This is a genomic window from Streptomyces sp. Act143 (genome assembly GCF_003143935.1).
Lineage (GTDB): Bacteria > Actinomycetota > Actinomycetes > Streptomycetales > Streptomycetaceae > Streptomyces.
In genome coordinates, this window is sequence record NZ_QFRX01000001.1 from 5,643,184 (window position 1) to 5,662,368 (window position 19,185).

21 protein-coding genes are annotated in these 19,185 nt (G+C 72.8%); 15 read left to right on the forward strand and 6 right to left on the reverse strand.

The features are described 5' to 3' along the window. Positions 1 to 10: 10 nt before the first annotated feature. Both DI272_RS25660 and DI272_RS25665 read right to left on the reverse strand, forming a co-directional pair. Complete coding sequence (locus DI272_RS25660) at positions 11 to 1,354, reverse strand: PH domain-containing protein (protein WP_109497622.1); 1,344 nt, start codon at positions 1,352 to 1,354, stop codon at positions 11 to 13. Continuing rightward, positions 1,351 to 1,854 carry a PH domain-containing protein gene (locus DI272_RS25665; RefSeq protein WP_109497623.1) on the reverse strand — a complete coding sequence of 168 codons (504 nt, stop codon included), beginning with the start codon at positions 1,852 to 1,854 and terminating at the stop codon, positions 1,351 to 1,353. The genes DI272_RS25660 and DI272_RS25665 overlap by 4 nt, the downstream gene beginning before the upstream one ends. Before the next feature lie 31 nt (positions 1,855 to 1,885). Here DI272_RS25665 and DI272_RS25670 point away from each other — a divergent pair, with 31 nt between their 5' ends. After that, the gene (locus DI272_RS25670) at positions 1,886 to 3,037 is read left to right on the forward strand and encodes an NADH-quinone oxidoreductase subunit D (protein ID WP_109497624.1); all 1,152 of its coding nucleotides are present in this window, start codon (positions 1,886 to 1,888) and stop codon (positions 3,035 to 3,037) included. On the opposite strand, the gene DI272_RS25675 is transcribed toward DI272_RS25670, so the two are convergent. Then, entirely contained in the window at positions 3,002 to 4,054 is a 1,053-nt protein-coding gene (locus DI272_RS25675; RefSeq protein WP_109497625.1) for an SAM-dependent methyltransferase, read from the reverse strand. The two genes, DI272_RS25670 and DI272_RS25675, sit on opposite strands and share 36 nt — an antisense overlap. Before the next feature lie 118 nt (positions 4,055 to 4,172). On the opposite strand from DI272_RS25675, the gene DI272_RS25680 reads away from it, so the two are divergent. The 3 genes from DI272_RS25680 to DI272_RS25690 all read left to right on the forward strand — a co-directional run bounded on the left by DI272_RS25680 (position 4,173) and on the right by DI272_RS25690 (position 6,829). Then, positions 4,173 to 5,375, forward strand: a complete 1,203-nt coding sequence (locus DI272_RS25680; protein WP_109497626.1) for a sensor histidine kinase — start codon at positions 4,173 to 4,175, stop codon at positions 5,373 to 5,375. A 92-nt stretch (positions 5,376 to 5,467) separates the two neighbouring features. Next, on the forward strand, positions 5,468 to 6,139 hold the full coding sequence (locus tag DI272_RS25685) for a response regulator transcription factor (protein WP_109497627.1): 672 nt from the start codon (positions 5,468 to 5,470) through the stop codon (positions 6,137 to 6,139). 57 nt (positions 6,140 to 6,196) lie between these two features. Then, on the forward strand, positions 6,197 to 6,829 hold the full coding sequence (locus DI272_RS25690) for an AAA family ATPase (RefSeq protein WP_109497628.1): 633 nt from the start codon (positions 6,197 to 6,199) through the stop codon (positions 6,827 to 6,829). 11 nt (positions 6,830 to 6,840) lie between these two features. Here the strand turns inward: DI272_RS25690 and DI272_RS25695 are convergent, their stop codons facing one another. After that, positions 6,841 to 7,947 carry a DUF5937 family protein gene (locus DI272_RS25695; RefSeq protein WP_109497629.1) on the reverse strand — a complete coding sequence of 369 codons (1,107 nt, stop codon included), beginning with the start codon at positions 7,945 to 7,947 and terminating at the stop codon, positions 6,841 to 6,843. A 155-nt stretch (positions 7,948 to 8,102) separates the two neighbouring features. Between DI272_RS25695 and DI272_RS25700 the strand changes: the two genes are divergently transcribed. Continuing rightward, positions 8,103 to 8,306, forward strand: coding sequence for a hypothetical protein (locus tag DI272_RS25700; protein ID WP_109497630.1), 204 nt, complete (start codon positions 8,103 to 8,105; stop codon positions 8,304 to 8,306). A 21-nt stretch (positions 8,307 to 8,327) separates the two neighbouring features. On the opposite strand, the gene DI272_RS25705 is transcribed toward DI272_RS25700, so the two are convergent. Next, positions 8,328 to 9,491 (reverse strand): low specificity L-threonine aldolase, encoded by a 1,164-nt coding sequence (locus DI272_RS25705; protein ID WP_109501034.1) that lies wholly within the window; start codon positions 9,489 to 9,491, stop codon positions 8,328 to 8,330. Between the two features lie 198 nt (positions 9,492 to 9,689). On the opposite strand from DI272_RS25705, the gene DI272_RS25710 reads away from it, so the two are divergent. The 10 genes from DI272_RS25710 to DI272_RS25755 all read left to right on the forward strand — a co-directional run bounded on the left by DI272_RS25710 (position 9,690) and on the right by DI272_RS25755 (position 18,235). Next, the gene (locus tag DI272_RS25710; protein ID WP_109497631.1) at positions 9,690 to 10,646 is read left to right on the forward strand and encodes a Rossmann-like and DUF2520 domain-containing protein; all 957 of its coding nucleotides are present in this window, start codon (positions 9,690 to 9,692) and stop codon (positions 10,644 to 10,646) included. Next, the gene (gene panC, locus DI272_RS25715) at positions 10,643 to 11,644 is read left to right on the forward strand and encodes a pantoate--beta-alanine ligase (RefSeq protein ID WP_109497632.1); all 1,002 of its coding nucleotides are present in this window, start codon (positions 10,643 to 10,645) and stop codon (positions 11,642 to 11,644) included. The genes DI272_RS25710 and panC overlap by 4 nt, the downstream gene beginning before the upstream one ends. After that, the gene (locus DI272_RS25720; protein ID WP_109497633.1) at positions 11,641 to 13,356 is read left to right on the forward strand and encodes an L-aspartate oxidase; all 1,716 of its coding nucleotides are present in this window, start codon (positions 11,641 to 11,643) and stop codon (positions 13,354 to 13,356) included. The genes panC and DI272_RS25720 overlap by 4 nt, the downstream gene beginning before the upstream one ends. A gap of 5 nt (positions 13,357 to 13,361) precedes the next feature. Further along, positions 13,362 to 14,339 (forward strand): carboxylating nicotinate-nucleotide diphosphorylase, encoded by a 978-nt coding sequence (gene nadC / locus DI272_RS25725; RefSeq protein WP_109497634.1) that lies wholly within the window; start codon positions 13,362 to 13,364, stop codon positions 14,337 to 14,339. Between the two features lie 5 nt (positions 14,340 to 14,344). Further along, positions 14,345 to 15,142: a type III pantothenate kinase gene (locus tag DI272_RS25730; RefSeq protein ID WP_109497635.1), complete on the forward strand. Its 798-nt coding sequence runs from the start codon at positions 14,345 to 14,347 to the stop codon at positions 15,140 to 15,142. Positions 15,143 to 15,301: 159 nt separating this feature from the next. Continuing rightward, positions 15,302 to 16,036 (forward strand): hypothetical protein, encoded by a 735-nt coding sequence (locus DI272_RS25735; RefSeq protein WP_109497636.1) that lies wholly within the window; start codon positions 15,302 to 15,304, stop codon positions 16,034 to 16,036. A 311-nt stretch (positions 16,037 to 16,347) separates the two neighbouring features. Then, positions 16,348 to 16,527 carry a hypothetical protein gene (locus DI272_RS25740; RefSeq protein WP_109497637.1) on the forward strand — a complete coding sequence of 60 codons (180 nt, stop codon included), beginning with the start codon at positions 16,348 to 16,350 and terminating at the stop codon, positions 16,525 to 16,527. Positions 16,528 to 16,671: 144 nt separating this feature from the next. Then, positions 16,672 to 17,118: a BlaI/MecI/CopY family transcriptional regulator gene (locus DI272_RS25745; RefSeq protein ID WP_258314675.1), complete on the forward strand. Its 447-nt coding sequence runs from the start codon at positions 16,672 to 16,674 to the stop codon at positions 17,116 to 17,118. A 9-nt stretch (positions 17,119 to 17,127) separates the two neighbouring features. After that, positions 17,128 to 17,676, forward strand: coding sequence for an amino-acid N-acetyltransferase (locus DI272_RS25750; protein WP_109497639.1), 549 nt, complete (start codon positions 17,128 to 17,130; stop codon positions 17,674 to 17,676). A 220-nt stretch (positions 17,677 to 17,896) separates the two neighbouring features. Beyond that, a complete protein-coding gene (locus DI272_RS25755) occupies positions 17,897 to 18,235 on the forward strand; it encodes an Lsr2 family protein (protein ID WP_109497640.1) in 339 nt (112 codons plus the stop codon). 9 nt (positions 18,236 to 18,244) lie between these two features. On the opposite strand, the gene DI272_RS25760 is transcribed toward DI272_RS25755, so the two are convergent. Next, the gene (locus DI272_RS25760) at positions 18,245 to 18,922 is read right to left on the reverse strand and encodes an SCO3374 family protein (RefSeq protein WP_219933859.1); all 678 of its coding nucleotides are present in this window, start codon (positions 18,920 to 18,922) and stop codon (positions 18,245 to 18,247) included. Positions 18,923 to 19,185 lie beyond the last annotated feature (263 nt).

The window sequence follows — 19,185 nt, forward strand, 5'->3', positions numbered from 1 at the left end:
GGGCGCGCCGTCAGGCCATCCACCGGTCCGGCGGCGCGTCGCGGCGTCCCGTGCGGGAGCGCTCGGCCTGCGCCCGCAGCAGCCGCGCGGCCTCCTCCGCGTCCCGCAGACGGGCCGTGACGGTCTTGTCGGCACCCGTGTCCACATGGACGTCGGCGAGCCGCCACAGGCGCTGCCAGGGGCCTTGCGCGAGCCGTACGCTCTGCACCTTGGCGTGCGGGACCAGGGCGAGGCTGCGCCTGAGGAGTCCGTGCCGGGCCGCGAACACCGCGTCGGTGACGGCGAGTCCGTGCCCGCGCCACCAGACCGGCACGCACCGCCCCGCGCGCCGCGGCGGCCGGGACAGGGCGGACCGGGGCGGCACCGTCACCCCGGGCAGCACGCGTGCGACGACCGCTTCGGCGACCTCGCGCGGAGCGACCGGCACCAGCACCGAGTTGGCCGACCCGGCCACGTCCAGCTCCACCCGCACCCAGCCGCGCCGCCGCCACAGCAGCGGCTCCACGATCCGCACGGTCTGCACGCGCCCCGGCGGAACCGTCTCGTGCGTGCGGTCCAGGAGCCCGTGGTCGATCCGCAGCCCGTCGGGCGACTCGCCCACGGTCCAGTCGTACTCGCCGACGAACCGCCCCACGCTGCTCGCGCCCGCCGCGCCGAGCAGGGGGACGCCGGTGGCGAGGACCGTCCACAGGCTGTGGGTGGCCAACCACAGGACGGGCGGTACGACGAGGGCGGCGGCCAGGGCGCCCCAGGTGGCGCCTGTCAGGAGGAGGGCGATCGCGAGGTCGCGCGGGGGCGTGCGCAGCAGCTCGCGCGCCGGCGCCTCGCCTACTTCGTGCGCGGTCTCGGGCGCGAACCCGGCGGCGCGCGCGAGGAGTTCCGCGCGCAGCGCACGCGCCTCGCGCTCCCCCAGGAAGGAGAGCTCGTCCTTCTTGTCGGTGCCTATGACGTCGAGTTTCAGCTTGGCGACGCCCGCTACGCGCGCGAGGAGCGGCTGGGTGACGTCGACGGCCTGGATGCGTTCCAGCCGGATGTGCACGGTGCGCCGGAACACCAGGCCGGTACGGATGCGCAGTTCGGACTCGGTGACCGCGAAGTGCGTGTACCACCAGGTGAGGAAGCCGTAGAGAGCGGCGGCCGGGACCAGGACGGCGAGGGCGATCAGCAGCGTCGTGGTCGTCAGCCGGGTCAGCTGGCGCTGCGTCTGGTCGGGGTCGTGCACCGCCCACCCGATGAGCACCGCCACGGGCGCCCACGCCCGCCTCAGGGGCGTCACGGGGTGCAGGCGCCGCTCGGTCACCGGTGGCTTGGCCTGCGCCTCGTGGACGCCGTCGTCGAGGCCGGGCGTCGTCACAGCCCCGCCGATCGGGCCTCGCCGAGCTCGGTGAGCCGGTCACGCAGCCGTTCCGCCTCCGCCGGTTCGAGGCCGGGGATGGTCGCGTCGGTCGCGGCGGCGGCCGTGTGGAGCTGGACGCTGGCCAGCCCGAAGTGCCGCTCGACGGGACCGGAGGTGACCTCGACGAGCTGCATCCGCCCGTACGGCACGACGGTCTCCTCGCGCCACAGCACACCCCGGCTGATCAGCAGGTCGTCGGCGCGCTCGGCGTAGCGCCAGGAGCGCCAGTTGCGGCCGAGCATCACCCAGCCCCAGGCCATGAGGGCGAGCGGCAGCAGCGCGAACGCGGCCCAGGCGGGACCGGCGAACAGCCCGAGCAGCAGCCCCAGGGCGAGCGCGATCAACCCCAGCCACACCACCGTCAACAGCCGTCGCATCCGCAGCAGCCCAGGGGGCAGTCCGATCCACACCGGCTCACCCGCCGCCGACTCCGTGTCCTGCCCGCTCCCCGTCTCCATAGGGCCAGCGTACGTAGGAGAGACTGTGTCCATGACTCCCACGACGGAGACCACGGTCGGTATCGGCGGCGCCGCGGAGAGCACCGACATGGTGCTCAACATCGGGCCGCAGCACCCGTCCACGCACGGCGTGCTGCGCCTCAGGCTGGTCCTGGACGGCGAGCGCATCACGAGCGCGGAGCCGGTGATCGGGTACATGCACCGCGGCGCGGAGAAGCTCTTCGAGGCGCGCGACTACCGCCAGATCATCATGCTCGCCAACCGCCACGACTGGCTGTCGGCCTTCTCCAACGAGCTGGGCGTGGTCCTCGCCGTCGAACGCATGCTGGGCATGGAGGTCCCCACGCGCGCGGTGTGGACGCGCACGCTGCTCGCGGAGCTCAACCGGGTCCTCAACCATCTGATGTTCCTCGGCTCCTACCCGCTGGAGCTGGGCGGCATCACGCCGGTGTTCTACGCGTTCCGGGAGCGCGAGGTGCTCCAGAACGTCATGGAGGAGGTCTCCGGCGGGCGGATGCACTACATGTTCAACCGCGTCGGCGGCCTCAAGGAGGACCTGCCCGCCGGCTGGGCCGGACGCGCGCGTGCCGCCGTCGCCGCCGTGCGCTCGCGCATGGACGTGTACGACGACCTGGTGCTCGGCAACGAGATCTTCCGGGGACGCACGCGGGGCGTGGGCGCCCTCGCGCCGGAGATCGTGCACGCCTACGGCGTGAGCGGCCCCATCGCGCGCGCTTCCGGCGTCGACTTCGACCTGCGCCGCGACGAGCCCTACCTCGCCTACGGGGAGCTCCAGGACACCCTGAAGGTGGCCACCCGGACGGAGGGCGACTGTCTCGCCCGCTTCGAGGTCCTCCTGGAGCAGACCCGCAACGCCCTCGACCTCGCCGACGCCTGCCTCGACCGGCTCGCCGAGCTGGAGCCCGGTCCGATCAACCAGCGGCTCCCCAAGGTCCTGAAGGCGCCCGAGGGCCACACCTACGCCTGGACCGAGAACCCGCTCGGCATCAACGGCTACTACCTCGTCAGCAAGGGCGAGAAGACTCCGTACCGCCTCAAGCTCCGCTCGGCCTCGTACAACAACATCCAGGCACTGGTGGAGCTGCTGCCGGGGACGCTGGTCGCGGACATGGTGGCGATTCTCGGGTCACTGTTCTTCGTGGTCGGGGACATCGACAAGTAGCCCTCCCAGGGACGCGTGCCCGATCCCCACCGGCTGGAGCAGCCAGCCGAAGTCGCCCAGGCCCCCGGGTGCCGTGAGCTCGGCGGCTTCACCGGCGCTCGCGAGGGCGCGTACGTAGGCCGCCGGTTGTGTGGTCGCGAGCGCGAGCGGGGGGCGTGCGCCGTTGATCTCCAAGGCGCGCAGGGCGGCGCGTTGCGTCAGGACGCGCCCTCCGGGCACGGCGCACGCCTCCCGCGCGGTCTCCAGCGCCGCGTCCAGCGCGACGTGCGCCGTGAGGTCGCACGACCCGTCCGGCACGGGCGCCGTCTCGCGCCCCGCGCGAAATCCCGTGAGCGTCCCGAACGGGGGGCGGGTGTCCGCGGCGTGCGCGTAGTCGACCGCCACCGCGAGCCCCTGCCGCACCGACGCGACCGCATCGGCCCACGCCTCGTCCCGCGGCAGCCCGATCTCCGCCCGCAGCCCCTCCTCGGCCGGCAGCGGCCACCACCGGGCGAGCCAGCGGGCCTCCGCGCCGGCCAGGGGCTCCCCGAGCCGTTCGGTCCCGTCCCGCCGTACGAGCACCCGGCGCGCCACCCCCGCGGGGTCCACCTCGGCGACCTCCACGGGCACGTTGTCCAGCCACTCGTTGGCGAACAGCAGCCCGGTGATCCCGCGCGGGGGCGTGGGCAGCCACTCGATCCGGTCGTCGAGGCCGGGCGGGCGGCCGGCGATCTCGACGGCGTATGCGCGCGTGCGGGCCGCGACGTCCGCGGGCAGCGCCGCGAGGACGCCGGTGACCAGCTCGCCCCGGCCCGCCGCCATGTCGACGAAGTCGAGCGCCGCGGGCCGCTCCAGCGCCTCGTCGACCCGGCACAACAGCCGGGCCACCGCCTCGGCGAACAGCGGCGAGGCGTGCACGGACGTACGGAAGTGACCGGCCGGGCCCTCAGGGCGGCGGTAGAAGCCTTCCGGGCCGTACAGGGCGGCCTCGGCCGCCTCCCGCCAGCCGCGCCACTCGCCCGCCGTCCCGTCCGTCACGGCGCCAGACTATGCGTACAGGGGAGCGGGGCCTCCACCTTGGGGAGTATGCCGGGGGCGCATGGATCGATCCTCCGGTTGACCCCTGCACACATCACGCTTCCCTACGCTGGGTTACGTGCAGCGCCTCTATGACTTCCTCCGCAGGCACCCGACATGGGTCGACGGCTTCTGGGCCGTCTTCCTGTTCGGGATCTCGGTCTTGTTCGAAGTCTCCGCGCGGGCCGACCACGGCACCGACGCGCAGGCCGCGGTCGTCCCGATCATCCTCCTGCTGTGCCTGGTGATCGCGCTGCGCCGACGCATGCCGGAGAAGATGCTGCTCCTGGCCATCGGCATCGGCGTCGCCCAACTGGTGGTGGACGTCCCGACCACGCCGGGCGACTTCGCGTTCCTCGTCATCGTCTACACCGTCGCCGCCACCGGCGCCCGCTGGGCGTCCCGGCTCGCCCTCGCCATGGGCCTGGGCGCGGCGTGCGTGGCGCATCTGCGGTGGTGGAACCACGACGCGACCGCCCTGGCCAACGCGGCGCTGATCGTCTTCCAGACGGTGCCGTTCGCGCTGGCCTGGGTGCTCGGCGACTCGATCCGCACCCGGCGCGCCTACTTCGCGCAGCTGGAGGAGCGCGCGAGCCGGCTGGAGAAGGAGCGCGAGGCGCAGGCGAAGGTCGCGGTCGCCGCCGAGCGCGCCCGCATCGCGCGCGAGCTCCATGACGTGGTCGCGCACAACGTCTCGGTGATGGTGGTGCAGGCCGACGGCGCCGCCTACGTCCTCGACGCCGCGCCCGACCAGGCCAAGAAGGCCCTGGAGACGATCTCCTCCACCGGCCGCCAGGCCCTCGCCGAGATGCGCCGCCTGCTGGGCGTGCTGCGCACCGGCGAGCACCAGGAGGGCGGTGAGTACGTCCCGCAGCCCGACGTCGAGCAGATCGACGACCTGGTGGAGCAGTGCCGCACCTCCGGGCTGCCGGTCGACTTCAAGATCGAGGGCACCCCCCGCCCGCTGCCCAGCGGCGTCGAGCTGACGGCGTACCGCATCGTGCAGGAGGCGCTGACCAACACCCGCAAGCACGGCGGGCCCAACGCGGGCGCGAGCGTGCGCCTGGTCTACTTCGACGACGGTCTCGGTCTGCTGGTCGAGGACGACGGCAAGGGCGCTCCGCACGAGCTGTACGAGGACGGCGGCGCCGACGGCCAGGGACACGGCCTGATCGGCATGCGCGAGCGCGTCGGTATGGTCGGCGGCACGCTGGATGCGGGGCCGCGTCCGGGCGGAGGATTCCGTATCAGCGCGCTCCTGCCGCTCAAACCGGCGCACTGACGCCGACGCGCGCCCCCTGTTGACACCTGTAACACCCCGGTCGACGCAACCAGAAGACGCGTCCAGACACGACAGAGACGGAAGAGGCCCCGATGACGATCCGCGTGATGCTCGTCGACGACCAGGTGCTGCTGCGCACCGGGTTCCGGATGGTGCTCGCCGCCCAGCCGGACATGGAGGTCGTCGCGGAGGCGGGCGACGGCGTCGAGGCCCTCCAGGTGCTGCGGGCGACGGCCGTCGACGTGGTGCTGATGGACGTGCGCATGCCGAAGCTGGACGGTGTGGAGACCACCCGTCGCATCTGCCAGGAGGAGAACCCTCCGAAGGTGCTGATCCTGACCACCTTCGACCTCGACGAGTACGCCTTCTCGGGGCTGAAGGCGGGCGCGTCCGGCTTCATGCTCAAGGACGTGCCGCCCGGCGAGCTCCTCGCCGCGATCCGCGCGGTGCACAGCGGCGACGCCGTGGTGGCGCCCTCGACCACACGCCGGCTCCTCGACCGGTTCGCGCCGATGCTGCCGAGCGCCGGCAAGGAGCCCCAGCACAAGGAGCTGGAGCGGCTCACCGACCGCGAGCGCGAGGTCATGGTGCTGGTCGCGCAGGGCCTGTCCAACGGCGAGATCGCGGCCCGGCTGGTGCTGTCCGAGGCGACCGTGAAGACCCACGTGGGCCGCATCCTGACCAAGCTGGGACTCAGGGACCGGGTGCAGGTGGTCGTGCTGGCCTATGAGACGGGGCTGGTGCGGGCCGGCGGGCACGGCTGACGGCTGACATCCGGCGAGCGCGGCCCTCACCGGACCGCCACCCACTAGGGTCTGCGCATGCTTCTCTGGATCAACGGCCCCTTCGGGGGCGGCAAGACACAGACGGCATACGAGATCCAGCGCCGCCTGCCCGGCAGTGTCGTCTGCGACCCCGAGCACGCGGGCTTCGGGCTGCGCCGCATGCTGCCGCCCGAACTCCGGGGCGATTTCCAGGACTTGGCCGCATGGCGGCAGGGCGTCGTGGAAGTGCTCGACCTCGCCCTCACCAAGCACGACGGCGTGGTCATCGCTCCCATGACGGTGACGGACTCCGGCCACTTCGCGGAGACCGTGGGGCGGTTGCGCGAACTCGGCCATGACGTACGGCACTTCACGCTCCTCGCGCAGCGCGAGACCGTCATCAGGCGGCTGCGGGAGCGCGGTCCGGGGCATCTCCTTCGGTTCGCCGTAGGGAAGAACGTCGGCCTGGGGCGCGAGACGTGGGCCGTGCAGCAGCTCGACCACTGTCTGGAGCGGCTGCGCGAGCCCGAGTTCGCCGAGCATCTGTGGACCGACGACTCGACCGTGCCGAAGACCGCGGACCGTATCGCCGTCCTGGCCGGGTTGAGGCTGCGGCCCAACCATGAAGGCGCGCTGCGGACGCGGTTCAGGCAGGTGCGCGTCGGTGTGAAGCACATCCGGTTCGACTGAGCGGGGTGCGCTCAGCGCAGGATGCCCTCCAGGAAGTCGCTGCCCAGGCGGGCCACCATGGTCACGTCCAGCTGGTGCAGGACGTAGCGGCCGCGACGGCGGGTGGTGATCAGGCCGGCCTTCTTGAGGACGCTCAGGTGCCGGGATATCTCGGGGGCCGTCATGCCGTGCACCTGAGCCAGCTCGCTCGTGGTGTAGGCGCTGCGGGCCAGATGGCGGCACAGGCGCATCCGGACGGGGTGGGAGAGCGCGGTCATCCGCAGGGTCAGCTGTTCCACCGACGGCGGTGACGTCAGCTCCGGCGAGCCGACCGGGTAGTGCAGCGTCGGCTGCCAGTCGTAGCGGTGCAGGACGCTCAGATGCGGCCAGCCCAGGCTCGTCGGGACGAGCAGCAGGCCGCCGCCCCCCGTGGCCGTGTGGCCCTCGCCCAGCTTGTCGACCGTGATCCGCGCGGAGGGCTCGTCGAGCGTCACCGCCGGGGACACCGCGGTCAGCGCCTCGGCGAGCCCCTTGCGTCGCAGCAGGTCGGTCTTGTGGCGGGCGTCGGCCGCGAGCTGGTGGCGCAGCCGGGACCAGGTGTCGGCGAAGAACGCCGCGTCGCAGTCCTCGACGAACTCCCGGAACCAGGCCCGGATCCGCGCCGGGTCGGCCAGCAGCCGCTCGGTGAACCGCACCTGCTGGGGGCCGCGGGACGCGGACAGCTCCAGGGCGCGTCGGTGCAGCCCGGGGTCGGAGAGCACGCCGGGGCCGTACGAGGAGTACGGCGGGGCGCAGGTGAACTCCAGAGCCGCGTCCACGAACTGCTCGTCCGTCAGCTTGTCCAGCGAGTCCAGGTCCTGGGCGATGGTGGCCCCCGGAAGCGCGCTCCGGCCCGGCAGGCCGGCGAAGGGCATGAACAGGTCGGAGAAGGTGGTCCGCCACAGGAAGTCCGCCTCGCACATCCGGTCGGCGAGATGCGAGTCGAGCCGCGCGGTCACGCCCGTCACCCAGCCCTGCAGCCCCGGATGGTGACCCGGCTCGGACAGTGCGTGCAGCGCCATGCCGAGCTCGGCCAGGGGGGAGGGGACGACGGCGACCCTCTCCGGCCGCAGCCCCGCGATGTCGATGCGCACGCTCATGCCCTCATGGTGCACCCCGCCACTGACAACGCCGCCCCCGATTGACGGCGGCCGTCAAACGGCGCGACTTCGCCGCCGTACCGGCGCAACCTGGGACGACCGGGGCAGCCGCGGCCCCCGCCCCATCGGAGAACGTCCCGAGAAGGCGACCAGTCATGAGCATCACGCAGCAGTACCTCCTCGACACCTACCGCGCCCGGCAGCACGGTGAGCCCGCCCCGCCCGCGCCCGGCGCCCACGACTGGCAGGTCGTGCGCGAGTGGCGGGACCACCGCCTCTTCCGCGCGGTGCTCGCCGAACGCCCGGCCCGCGGGCGGATACGCCGGGCCCTGGGCCACTGGCTGCACCCCACCCGTTGAGCCCTGGGACGTGTCCGCGACCTAGGGCAGCCTGGCCGCGAAGTCCGCGACGGCCGCCTTGACGTCGGCGGCCGTCCACTCCAGGCCGGCGGCGCCGACGGTGACCTCGGAGACGGCGAGGCCGGGCCCGCCACGCTCCCAGTACCCGGTGAACAGGTACGTCCCGGTCTCCTCCGCCTGGCGCACCGCCGCCTCGATCAGCACGTCGGGGTCATGGGGCAGCCAGACCTGGAACTGGTGGGTGTGCGGCTCCTCGGGGTGCACGCGCGCCCACGCCAGGCCGGCGTCGGCGAACCCTTCCCGCAGCGCGGCGGCCACCACGCGCGCGTGGCGGACGTACTCCGGCAGCCTGGGCAGTTCCCGTTCCAGGCCGACGAGCGCCGACAGCGCCGTGGGGAACTGCTGGAAGGCCGTCCCGCCGTACCGGTGCCGCCAGGTCTTCGCGTCCTCCACCAGCGTCTTCGGGCCGGCGAGCGCGGCGCCGGCGAGGCCCTCCAGGGACTTGTAGAACGACACGTAGACGCTGTCCGCCAGTCCCGCGATCTCGTCCAGGGGACGGCCGAAATGGACGGTGGTCTCCCACAGGCGCGCGCCGTCGAAGTGCACCACCGCGTCGCGCTCCCGCGCGGCCTCCACGACCTCGGTGAGCTCCTCCCAGGTGGGCAGGACGAATCCCGCGTCCCTGAGGGGCAGTTCCAGCATCAGCGCGCCGCAGGGCTCCGCGAAGTCGCGCACCTCGTCGGCGCTCGGCATCCGCGGCTCGCTGGTCAGGCGCACCGGACGCAAGCCGCTGACCTGGGCGAAGGCCTGGCGTTCATGGACCTCGGGGTGGGCCAGGGCGTGCAGGGCGACCGTGGGGTTGCCGGTACGGGCGGCCCAGCAGCGCAGGGCGACCTGCTGGGCCATCGTGCCGGTCGGGAAGAACGCGGCGGCCTCCTTGCCCAGCAGGGACGCGACCCGCTCCTCCAGGGCCGTCACGACCCCGTTCCCGTAGATGTCCGCGGGCTCCTCCACGTCGTAGACCTCGGGGGCGGCCTCCGCCAGTGACGCGAGGCGCTCCCGGATCGTGAGGCTCAGCCCGCCGCGCCACAGAACACGCCGTGCCTCTCGCACGGCGTTCCGGCGGCGCTTCCGCAACCGTTCCTCCGCCGACTGTTCGTCCACCTGCTCCGCAGCATCGCTCATGCCCCGGATCATCCCCCGCGCACTTTCCCGCGGGCACCCGCATTTCCGTTCGCGCGCGGAGTGCGCAAGCCCGTGGTCCGCGGAGTGTGGAAACCCACAGCCTGTGGACAACCGGACGCCCCTGGAACCGATCGCGTTAACATGACGAGAAATCGTCCGGTACCCAGATGCGGACTGGAACGGGAAGGCCACCGTCGCGTGAGTACTAGCCAACAGCCAGACCCCAGGGACCGCCCCGCGCGCCTCACCGTCGGCGTCGTCGGCGCCGGACGCGTGGGGCCCGCGCTGGCCGCGTCCCTCCAGCTCGCCGGGCACCGCCCGGTGGCCGTCTCCGGGGTGTCCGACGCCTCCCGCAGGCGGGCCGCGGAGATGCTCCCGGACGTACCGCTCGTGCCGCCCGCCGAGGTCCTCCAGCGCGCCGATCTGGTGCTGCTGACCGTCCCGGACGACACCCTGCCCGGCCTCGTGGAGGGCCTCGCCGAGACCGGCGCCGTCCGGCCGGGACAGCTGCTGGTGCACACCTCCGGGCGGTACGGCGCGAAGGTCCTCGACCCCGCGCTGCGCGCGGGCGCGCTGCCGCTCGCCCTGCACCCGGCGATGACCTTCACCGGCACCCCCGTGGACGTCCAGCGGCTCGCCGGCTGCTCGTTCGGGGTCACCGCGCCCGAGGAGCTGCGGCTGGCCGCCGAGGCGCTCGTCATCGAGATGGGCGGCGAGCCCGAGTGGATCGCCGAGGAGCGCCGGCCGCTCTACCACGCGGCGCTCGCGCTGGGCGCCAACCACCTCGTCACCCTGGTGGCCCAGTCCATGGAACTGCTGCGGGAGGCCGGTGTCACCGCCCCCGACCGCATGCTCGGCCCGCTCCTCGGGGCCGCCCTGGACAACGCCCTGCGCTCCGGCGACGCGGCCCTGACCGGCCCCGTCGCGCGCGGGGACGCCGGCACCGTCGCCGCGCACGTGTCCGAGCTGCGCAAGCACGCCCCGCAGACCGTCGCCGGCTATCTGGCGATGGCCCGCGCGACCGCCGACCGGGCGCTCGCCCACGGGCTGCTCAAGCCCGAGCTCGCCGAGGACCTCCTCGGGGTACTCGCCAACGGGACCCAGGGAACCAGCGGGACCCACGGCACCGACGGCACCGAGGGAGACGCCGGATGACCACCACCCTGCTGCGCACCGCCGACGAGCTCCACGCGCGCGTACGCGAGGGCCGCCGTGCCGTCGTGATGACCATGGGCGCCCTGCACGAGGGCCACGCCACCCTGGTCCGCACCGCGCGCGAGATCGCGGGGCCCGAGGGCGAGGTCGTCGTCACGGTCTTCGTGAACCCCCTCCAGTTCGGCAAGGGCGAGGACCTCGACCGCTACCCGCGCACCCTCGACGCCGACCTCAAGATCGCCGAAGAGGCGGGCGCGGACGCCGTGTTCGCGCCGTCCGTCGACGAGGTCTACCCCGGCGGCGAGCCCCAGGTCCGCGTCAGCGCGGGCCCCATGGGGGAGCGCCTGGAGGGTGCCTCGCGCCCCGGCCACTTCGACGGCATGCTCACGGTCGTCGCCAAGCTGCTGCACCTCACCCGGCCCGACGTCGCCCTGTACGGGCAGAAGGACGCCCAGCAGCTCGCGCTGATCCGGCGCATGGTGCGGGACCTGAACTTCGGGGTCGAGATCGTCGGCGTCCCGACCGTGCGCGAGGAGGACGGCCTGGCCCTGTCCAGCCGCAACCGCTATCTCTCGCCCCAGGAGCGCCGCACGGCCCTCGCGCTGTCCCAGGCGCTGTTCGCGGGCCGCGACCGGCACGCCGCGCAGGAGGCGCTGCGGGCCCGCGCGCGGGAAGTGCCCGCCACGCAGGCGCGCGCCGAGGCGCTCAGCGCCATCGGGGAGTCCCGCGCGGCCGCCGACGCGCACGCCGTCGCGAAGGCGATCCCGGGCGCCCCCACGGCCGTACGAGCCGCCGCCCGCCTGGTCCTCGACGAGGCCGCCCGCCTCTCGCCGCCGCTGGAGCTGGACTACCTGGCCCTCGTCGACCCCTCCGACTTCACCGAGGTCGAGGACGGCTTCACCGGCGAGGCCGTCCTGGCCGTGGCCGCCCGGGTCGGGACCACCCGGCTGATCGACAACCTCCCCCTCACCTTCGGAACCCTCGGAGCCGCCTCGTGACCAGCACAGGCATACGACTGCACGCACCCGCACCCGGGTGGTCGATCGACGCGGACGTGGTGGTCGTGGGCTCCGGCGTCGCCGGTCTCACCGCCGCCCTGCGCTGCGAGGCCGCGGGCCTGCGGACGGTCGTCGTCACCAAGGCCCGCCTCGACGACGGGTCCACGCGCTGGGCGCAGGGCGGCGTCGCCGCGGCCCTCGGCGAGGGCGACACTCCCGAGCAGCACCTCGACGACACCCTGGTCGCGGGCGTGGGCCTGTGCGACGAGAACGCGGTCCGCACCCTCGTCACCGAGGGCCCCGGCGCGGTACGCCGCCTCATCGAGACCGGCGCCCACTTCGACGAGTCCGAGGAGGGCGACCTGGAGCTCACCCGCGAGGGCGGCCACCACCGGCGCCGCATCGCCCACGCGGGCGGCGACGCGACCGGCGCGGAGATCTCCCGCGCACTGGTCGAGGCGGCACGCGCGCGGGGGGTGCGCACGATCGAGAACGCGCTCGTGCTCGACCTGCTCACGGACGCCGACGGCCGTACGGCGGGTGTCTCCCTGCACGTCATGGGCGAGGGCCAGCACGACGGCGTGGGCGCCGTGCATGCCCCCGCGGTCGTTCTCGCGACCGGCGGCATGGGACAGGTCTTCTCCGCGACCACCAACCCGTCCGTGTCGACCGGCGACGGCGTGGCCCTCGCACTGCGCGCGGGGGCGGAGGTCAGCGACCTGGAGTTCGTCCAGTTCCACCCGACCGTGCTCTTCCTCGGCCCCGACGCCGAGGGCCAGCAGCCCCTGGTCTCCGAGGCCGTACGGGGCGAGGGCGCCCACCTGGTCGACGCCGACGGCGTGCGCTTCATGGTCGGGCAGCACGAACTGGCCGAGCTCGCGCCCCGGGACATCGTCGCCAAGGGCATCCTGCGCCGCATGCAGCAGCAGGACGCCGAGCACATGTACCTCGACGCCCGGCACTTCGGCGCCGAGATGTGGGAGCACCGCTTCCCGACCATCCTCACCGCCTGCCGCGCCCACGGCATCGACCCGGTCACCGAGCCCATCCCGATCGCCCCGGCCGCCCATTACGCCTCCGGCGGCGTGCGCACCGACTCCCGCGGCCGTACGACCGTCCCGGGCCTGTACGCGTGCGGCGAGGTCGCCTGCACCGGCGTGCACGGCGCGAACCGGCTCGCGTCTAACTCCCTCCTGGAGGGCCTCGTCTACGCCGAGCGCATCGCGGCCGACATCACGGCGGAGCACGCGGCGAACGGCCTCCACGCGCGCGTGCCCGAGCCGGTCGAGCACCCCGAGACGCCCGCGCACCCCTTGCAGTCGCCCGAGGCCCGGTTCGCGATCCAGCGGATCATGACGCTCGGCGCGGGCGTCCTGCGCTCCGCCGAGTCCCTGGCGCAGGCCGCCGAACAGCTCCAGCGGCTGCACTCCGAGGCCCGCGTCGCCCTCGACGAGAACGGCAAGACCGCCGAGCCCGGCGTCGACACCTGGGAGGCCACCAACCTCCTGTGCGTGGCCCGCGTCCTGGTCGCCGCCGCGCAGCGGCGCGAGGAGACCCGCGGCTGCCACTGGCGCGAGGACGCGCCCGACCGCGACGACGAGGCATGGCGCCGCCACATCGTCGTACGGCTGAATCCGGACCGCACACTCGCCGTGCACACCACGGATACCGCAGACTTCCCCCCGACCCGCCGGCCCCTTCAGGAGCAGTGACAGCAGTGAGCACCGACGACCTTCCCCTCGCCTCCTCCGGCGGCTGCGGCGACGGCTGCGCCTGTGGCGCGGACGGCGGCGAGGAGTACCTGGAGTGCGGGCTGGACCCCGCGCTCGCCCAGCTCCTGGCCGACGCCGGGCTCGACCCCGTCGAGGTCGAGGACATCGCCAACGTGGCCATCCAGGAGGATCTGGACCACGGCGTGGACGTGACGACCGTCGCGACCATTCCGGAGGACGCCGTCGCCACCGCCGACTTCGTCGCGCGCGAGGCGGGCGTCGTGGCCGGTCTCCGGGTCGCCGAAGCGGTCGTCTCGGTGGTCTGCGAGGACGAGTTCGAGGTCGAGCGGCACGTCGAGGACGGCGACCGGGTGGAGGCCGGACAGAAACTCCTGTCGGTCACCACGCGCACCCGCGACCTGCTCACCGCCGAGCGCAGCGCGCTCAACCTCATGTGCCGGCTGTCCGGCATCGCGACCGCCACGCGCGCGTGGGCGGACGCGCTGGAGGGCACGAAGGCACGCGTGCGTGACACCCGCAAGACCACCCCGGGCCTGCGGTCCCTGGAGAAGTTCGCGGTGCGCTGCGGCGGCGGCGTGAACCACCGCATGTCGCTGTCCGACGCGGCGCTGGTCAAGGACAACCACGTGGTCGCCGCCGGTGGCGTCGCGCAGGCCTTCAAGGCCGTGCGGGAGGCCTTCCCGGACGTGCCCATCGAGGTCGAGGTCGACACCCTGCACCAGCTGCGCGAGGTCGTGGACGCGGGCGCGGACCTGATCCTTCTGGACAACTTCACGCCCGGCGAGTGCGAGGAGGCGGTGGCGCTCGTGCACGGGCGGGCCGCGCTGGAGGCCTCGGGCCGGCTGACGCTGGACAACGCGCGCGCGTACGCCGACACCGGCGTCGACTACCTCGCCGTAGGAGCCCTGACGCACTCCTCGCCGATCCTGGACATCGGCCTCGACCTGCGTGAGGCGGAGTAGTCGCGATGCTCCTCACGATCGACGTAGGCAACACCCACACCGTCCTCGGCCTGTTCGACGGCGAGGAGATCGTCGAGCACTGGCGCATCTCCACGGACGCCCGCCGCACGGCCGACGAGCTGGCGGTGCTGCTCCAGGGCCTGATGGGCATGCACCCGCTGCTCGGCGACGAACTGGGCGACGGCATCGACGGCATCGCCATCTGCGCGACGGTCCCCTCGGTGCTGCACGAGCTGCGTGAGGTCACGCGGCGGTACTACGGCGACGTGCCGGCCGTCCTGGTCGAGCCGGGTGTGAAGACGGGCGTGCCGATCCTGACCGACAACCCCAAGGAGGTCGGCGCGGACCGCATCATCAACGCGGTCGCCGCGGTCGAGCTCTACGGCGGCCCCGCGATCGTCGTCGACTTCGGTACGGCGACGACGTTCGACGCGGTCTCCGCGCGCGGGGAGTACGTCGGCGGGGTCATCGCTCCCGGCATCGAGATCTCGGTCGAGGCGCTCGGCGTCCGGGGCGCGCAGCTGCGGAAGATCGAGGTGGCCAGGCCGCGGAGCGTGATCGGCAAGAACACGGTCGAGGCGATGCAGTCCGGCATCATCTACGGCTTCGCCGGTCAGGTCGACGGGGTCGTGAACCGGATGGCGCGGGAGCTGGCCGAGGACCCGGACGACGTGACGGTAATCGCCACCGGCGGTCTCGCGCCGATGGTCCTGGGCGAGTCCTCGGTGATCGACGAGCACGAGCCGTGGCTGACGCTGGTGGGGCTGCGGCTGGTCTACGAGCGGAACGTATCCCGCATGTGAGCGGATGCGAGGCGCCGTCCCCGGCCGCGGGGCGGCGCCCCCTGCCGCGGGGCGGCGCAACCGGGTGGCCCCGCACGCCACGCCCATCCCCTATGTCGAATTTGTCTGATTAGCGCGTATCGTCGCCGCATGCCCACGCCATACGGATCCCGCGGCGGCATGGCGTTCGGCGCGGAGGAGCTGCGTGTGCTCCGCCGCGCTCTCGCCCTCGCCCTGCACCCCCGACCCGCCTCGGCCGAGGACGTCCAGGACTGCCTACGCCTCGCCGACTCCCTCGACGAGGCGATGCGCGAGGGCGCCCGGCTGCGTGCCTTCCTGGTGGCCGACCTCGCCCGGTACCGCGACGCCCTGCCCGGCACCGCCGCCGGCTACCTCGCCCTCCTGGAGGAGGCGCTGAGCGCCGGGTACCACCCGAACCCCGACGACCTCGCCGGGCTGCGCGCCCTGCGCGGCAACCCCACGGCGGCGGCCTTGCTGGACCGCTGCCAGAGGCTTGCGGAACAGGACGTACGAGCCCGTCTGGCCCGCGGCACGGCCCGCCGGGTCACCCCGGCCGTCCCAGCCTCCCGCACCCGCCTCCTGGCCCTCCCAGGGGGCCTGTCGGCCGTCCCCGAGAGTTCCGGCGACAGGCACGCCGATTCCGCGTCCGGCTCCGGCGCGGGCGGCTTCGGAGCACCCTCCGGCGGGCGTCACGCCGTGGTCGTCGGCGAGGCATCCGCCGCGCAGCCCGAGAAGCCCGCCGCACCCGCGAAGAAGCCCGCGGACGAACCGGCCCCGGGTTCCGAGCCGCCGAAGCCGAACCGCCCCATCCCGACCCCGGGCGAGGTCTTCCCGCGCCGCAAGCCGACACCGCCACCACCCGCGAGCCCGCCGCAGCAACTCGCCGCGGGCTGATCCGCCCGAGCGCCCCCGGGGGCACCGCACTCCGGGCTCCAGGGGGCGCCTTGCGGACGGGTGCATCGCGCGTCTGCGCCTCGCCCCGGGGCATCGTCGGGCGCCCTCGCTGCGGTGCATCGCCGCGAGGCCCCCCGGAGGCATCGAGCGTCACAACCTCGCCCCTGGGGCAGCACGCGGGGGCTGCGCCCCGGGTACGCACGGCCCCCGCCCCACCCCGGCCCGCACGGCCCCCGCCCCACCCCGGCCCGCACGGCCACCGCCCCCACCCCCGGCCCCGCGCGTCCGCGCGCCGTGGCTACCCTGGAGGCATGGACTATGTCTCCGCGCTCGTGCCCCCCGTCGTCATGGCGGTGCTCTTCATCGGTGTGATCAGGGTGATCGTGAAGACCCAGGGCGGGGCCAACAAGGCCAAGGAGGACGCGGTCGTCGACGCCGCCCTCGCGCGCGCGGAGGGGGCCCGGCAGGCCTCTCCGAAGGCCGACGCCTGACGGACTTGCCCCCGGCGCCACTCCGGCACCCCCGGCGTACGACTCCCTCCGTTTCCGAGTCGTACGCCCTTTTTGTTCTTGTTTGCCGGTGAACGTGCACGTCCGGCACGCCAATACCGAGATCTCCCACTATTGTGCTGAGCTGTGCCTCGCCCATTGGGAGAACTCGAAGACGCGGTCATGACGCGGGTGTGGAAGTGGAACCGCCCGGTGACCGTTCGGGAAGTCCTGGAAGATCTGCAACAGGAACGGTCCATCGCGTACACCACGGTGATGACCGTTTTGGACAATCTCCATCAGAAGGGCTGGGTGCGGCGAGAGGCCGAAGGACGGGCCTATCGATATGAGGCCGTCTCCACTCGCCCCGCCTACGCCGCCGCGCTCATGAACGACGCCTGGTCGCAGAGCGACAACCCCGCCGCCGCTCTCGTCGCCTTCTTCGGCATGATGAGCGACGAACAGCGGCAGGCGCTGCGGGACGCCGTACGCATCGTCCAAGGACCGGAAACCCCGGAAGCGTCCGCAACGGATACCGGCGCCGAAACCAGCCGCGAGAACCCCGCCTCGGCACCGGACGGCGACGGGCGATAGCGTCCGCTCATGTCAGCAGAGAGCTCGTCTCCTCAGAGCCCCGAAGTCACCGCAAAAGCCATCACCGTCCGGCGGGCCCGCACCAGCGATGTGCCGGCCGTGCGCAGTCTCCTCGACGAGTACGTCCGCGCTCGCATCCTGCTCGACAAAGCAACGGTGACGCTTTACGAGGACATCCAGGAGTTCTGGGTCGCCGAACGGGACGACAACGGCGAGGTCGTCGGCTGCGGCGCACTGCACGTGATGTGGGAAGACCTCGCCGAAGTTCGTACTCTCGCGGTGAAGCACGGCCTGAAGGGTGCCGGTGTCGGCCATCAGTTGCTGGAGAAGTTGCTGCACACCGCGCGCTGGCTCGGTGTTCGCCGGGTTTTCTGTCTGACCTTCGAAGTGGACTTCTTCGGCAAGCACGGCTTCGTCGAGATCGGTGAGACGCCCGTCGACACCGATGTCTACGCGGAGCTCTTGCGTTCCTATGACGAGGGCGTCGCGGAGTTCCTGGGCCTCGAACGAGTGAAACCGAACACCTTGGGCAACAGCCGGATGCTTCTGCATCTGTGATCAAGGGGTATTCGGCCCCGACGCCTTGCCCAGGTTCCCTATGTCCGAAACGCGCATGTTTCCGGACCGGAGGCGGCCGGTCTGTCTCTCCCAGGGGTTTGTGTTTTTCCAGCAAAAGCGGTTTGCTTTCCGACGTACTGCAGTACTGCATATAACAGGGGTGGCGAAACGGCGGACGCCGCAGACCCCGGTCCTGAAGTTATCGATGAAAGGGAATCCCGTGGCACAGAAGGTTCAGGTCCTTCTTGTCGACGACCTCGACGGCGGCGAGGCCGACGAGACCGTGACGTTCGCGCTGGACGGCAAGACGTACGAGATCGATCTCACGACTGCCAATGCGGACAAGCTCCGTGGGCTTCTTGAGCCTTACGTCAAGGGCGGTCGTCGTACCGGAGGCCGTGCTGCGGGCGGTCGTGGAAAGGCGCGCGCCGCTTCCGGCGGCGGCAGCCAGGACACCGCGCTGATCCGTTCCTGGGCGAAGGAGCAGGGTCTTGAGGTCAATGACCGCGGTCGTGTTCCCGCAGCCATTCGTGAGGCGTACGAGAAGGCCAACGCCTGAGCGCGAGGCCTAGGAAAAGGCAGGCGGCTGAGTGCACACGCGCAGCCGCAGGCGGTGGCACTGCGTGGCCACCGTGTCCAGCACCCGTACGAGATCGGGGGCGCCCCCACCGCCCCCCAGGGCCGACAGCGTCGGCAGCGAGGCCTCGACCTCGCACCCTGTCCCGGGGGGCCGCAACCATACGGCGGCCCCCTGAGCGGCGTCGGCCGCGCCCCGGGGGAGCGGCGGCCGGTGACCGGCGGGGTCCGGCTCCGGAGGCGCCGGCGCGTCCATGACGTCGCCCTCTGAGAGCGTCCTCAGGCCGAGGCGCAGCGAGCCCCACTCCAGCCAGTCCAGGACCCCCGGCACCTCCTCCGCGCTGCCCGCGGCCAGCAGCAGCCGCATCCGTCCGTCCTGCACGGCCACCGGAGAGCCCGGCGCCAGATGGCGCAGCGCGGCGCGGCCGGCCTCGGCGGGGACGTCCAGGACGTCGAAGCGCGGGCCCACGAAAAGTCGTACCGGAGCTCCCGGGCCGTCGGGCACCGTCGGCCACCCCAGTTCGTTCTCGTACCAACGGCGGACCTGATCGCTCGCGTCGAGCGGCCGGCGGGGGAGCGGGACCGTGGTGGCCGCCGCGATCGGAGAGCCCGCCGGAGCGGTGACCGCAGCGGCGGCCGGGGCAGTGGCCGGGGGAGGGGTGCCAACCATGCCAAGTGCAACCGTCCGGCAGGGGTGCGAGTTACGCTGGGTGTTCCGGTGAATGCGCAGCGTGGCAAAAAAGGGAGCGTCCGGGGGTGCGGGGAGACGCAAGGTTGTTCGCCCATAGCGGAGGGAACCGGGCCGCTCGGCATGGAGTGTCAGTCCCAGCGGGTAAGACATCCCTAGTGGGAGGGGGCGACACGCAGGACAGGCCGTCTCACGTTCGCCATCGGCGTACTGACAGTAGGGGTAACTGCCTGGCCTGCGGGAAC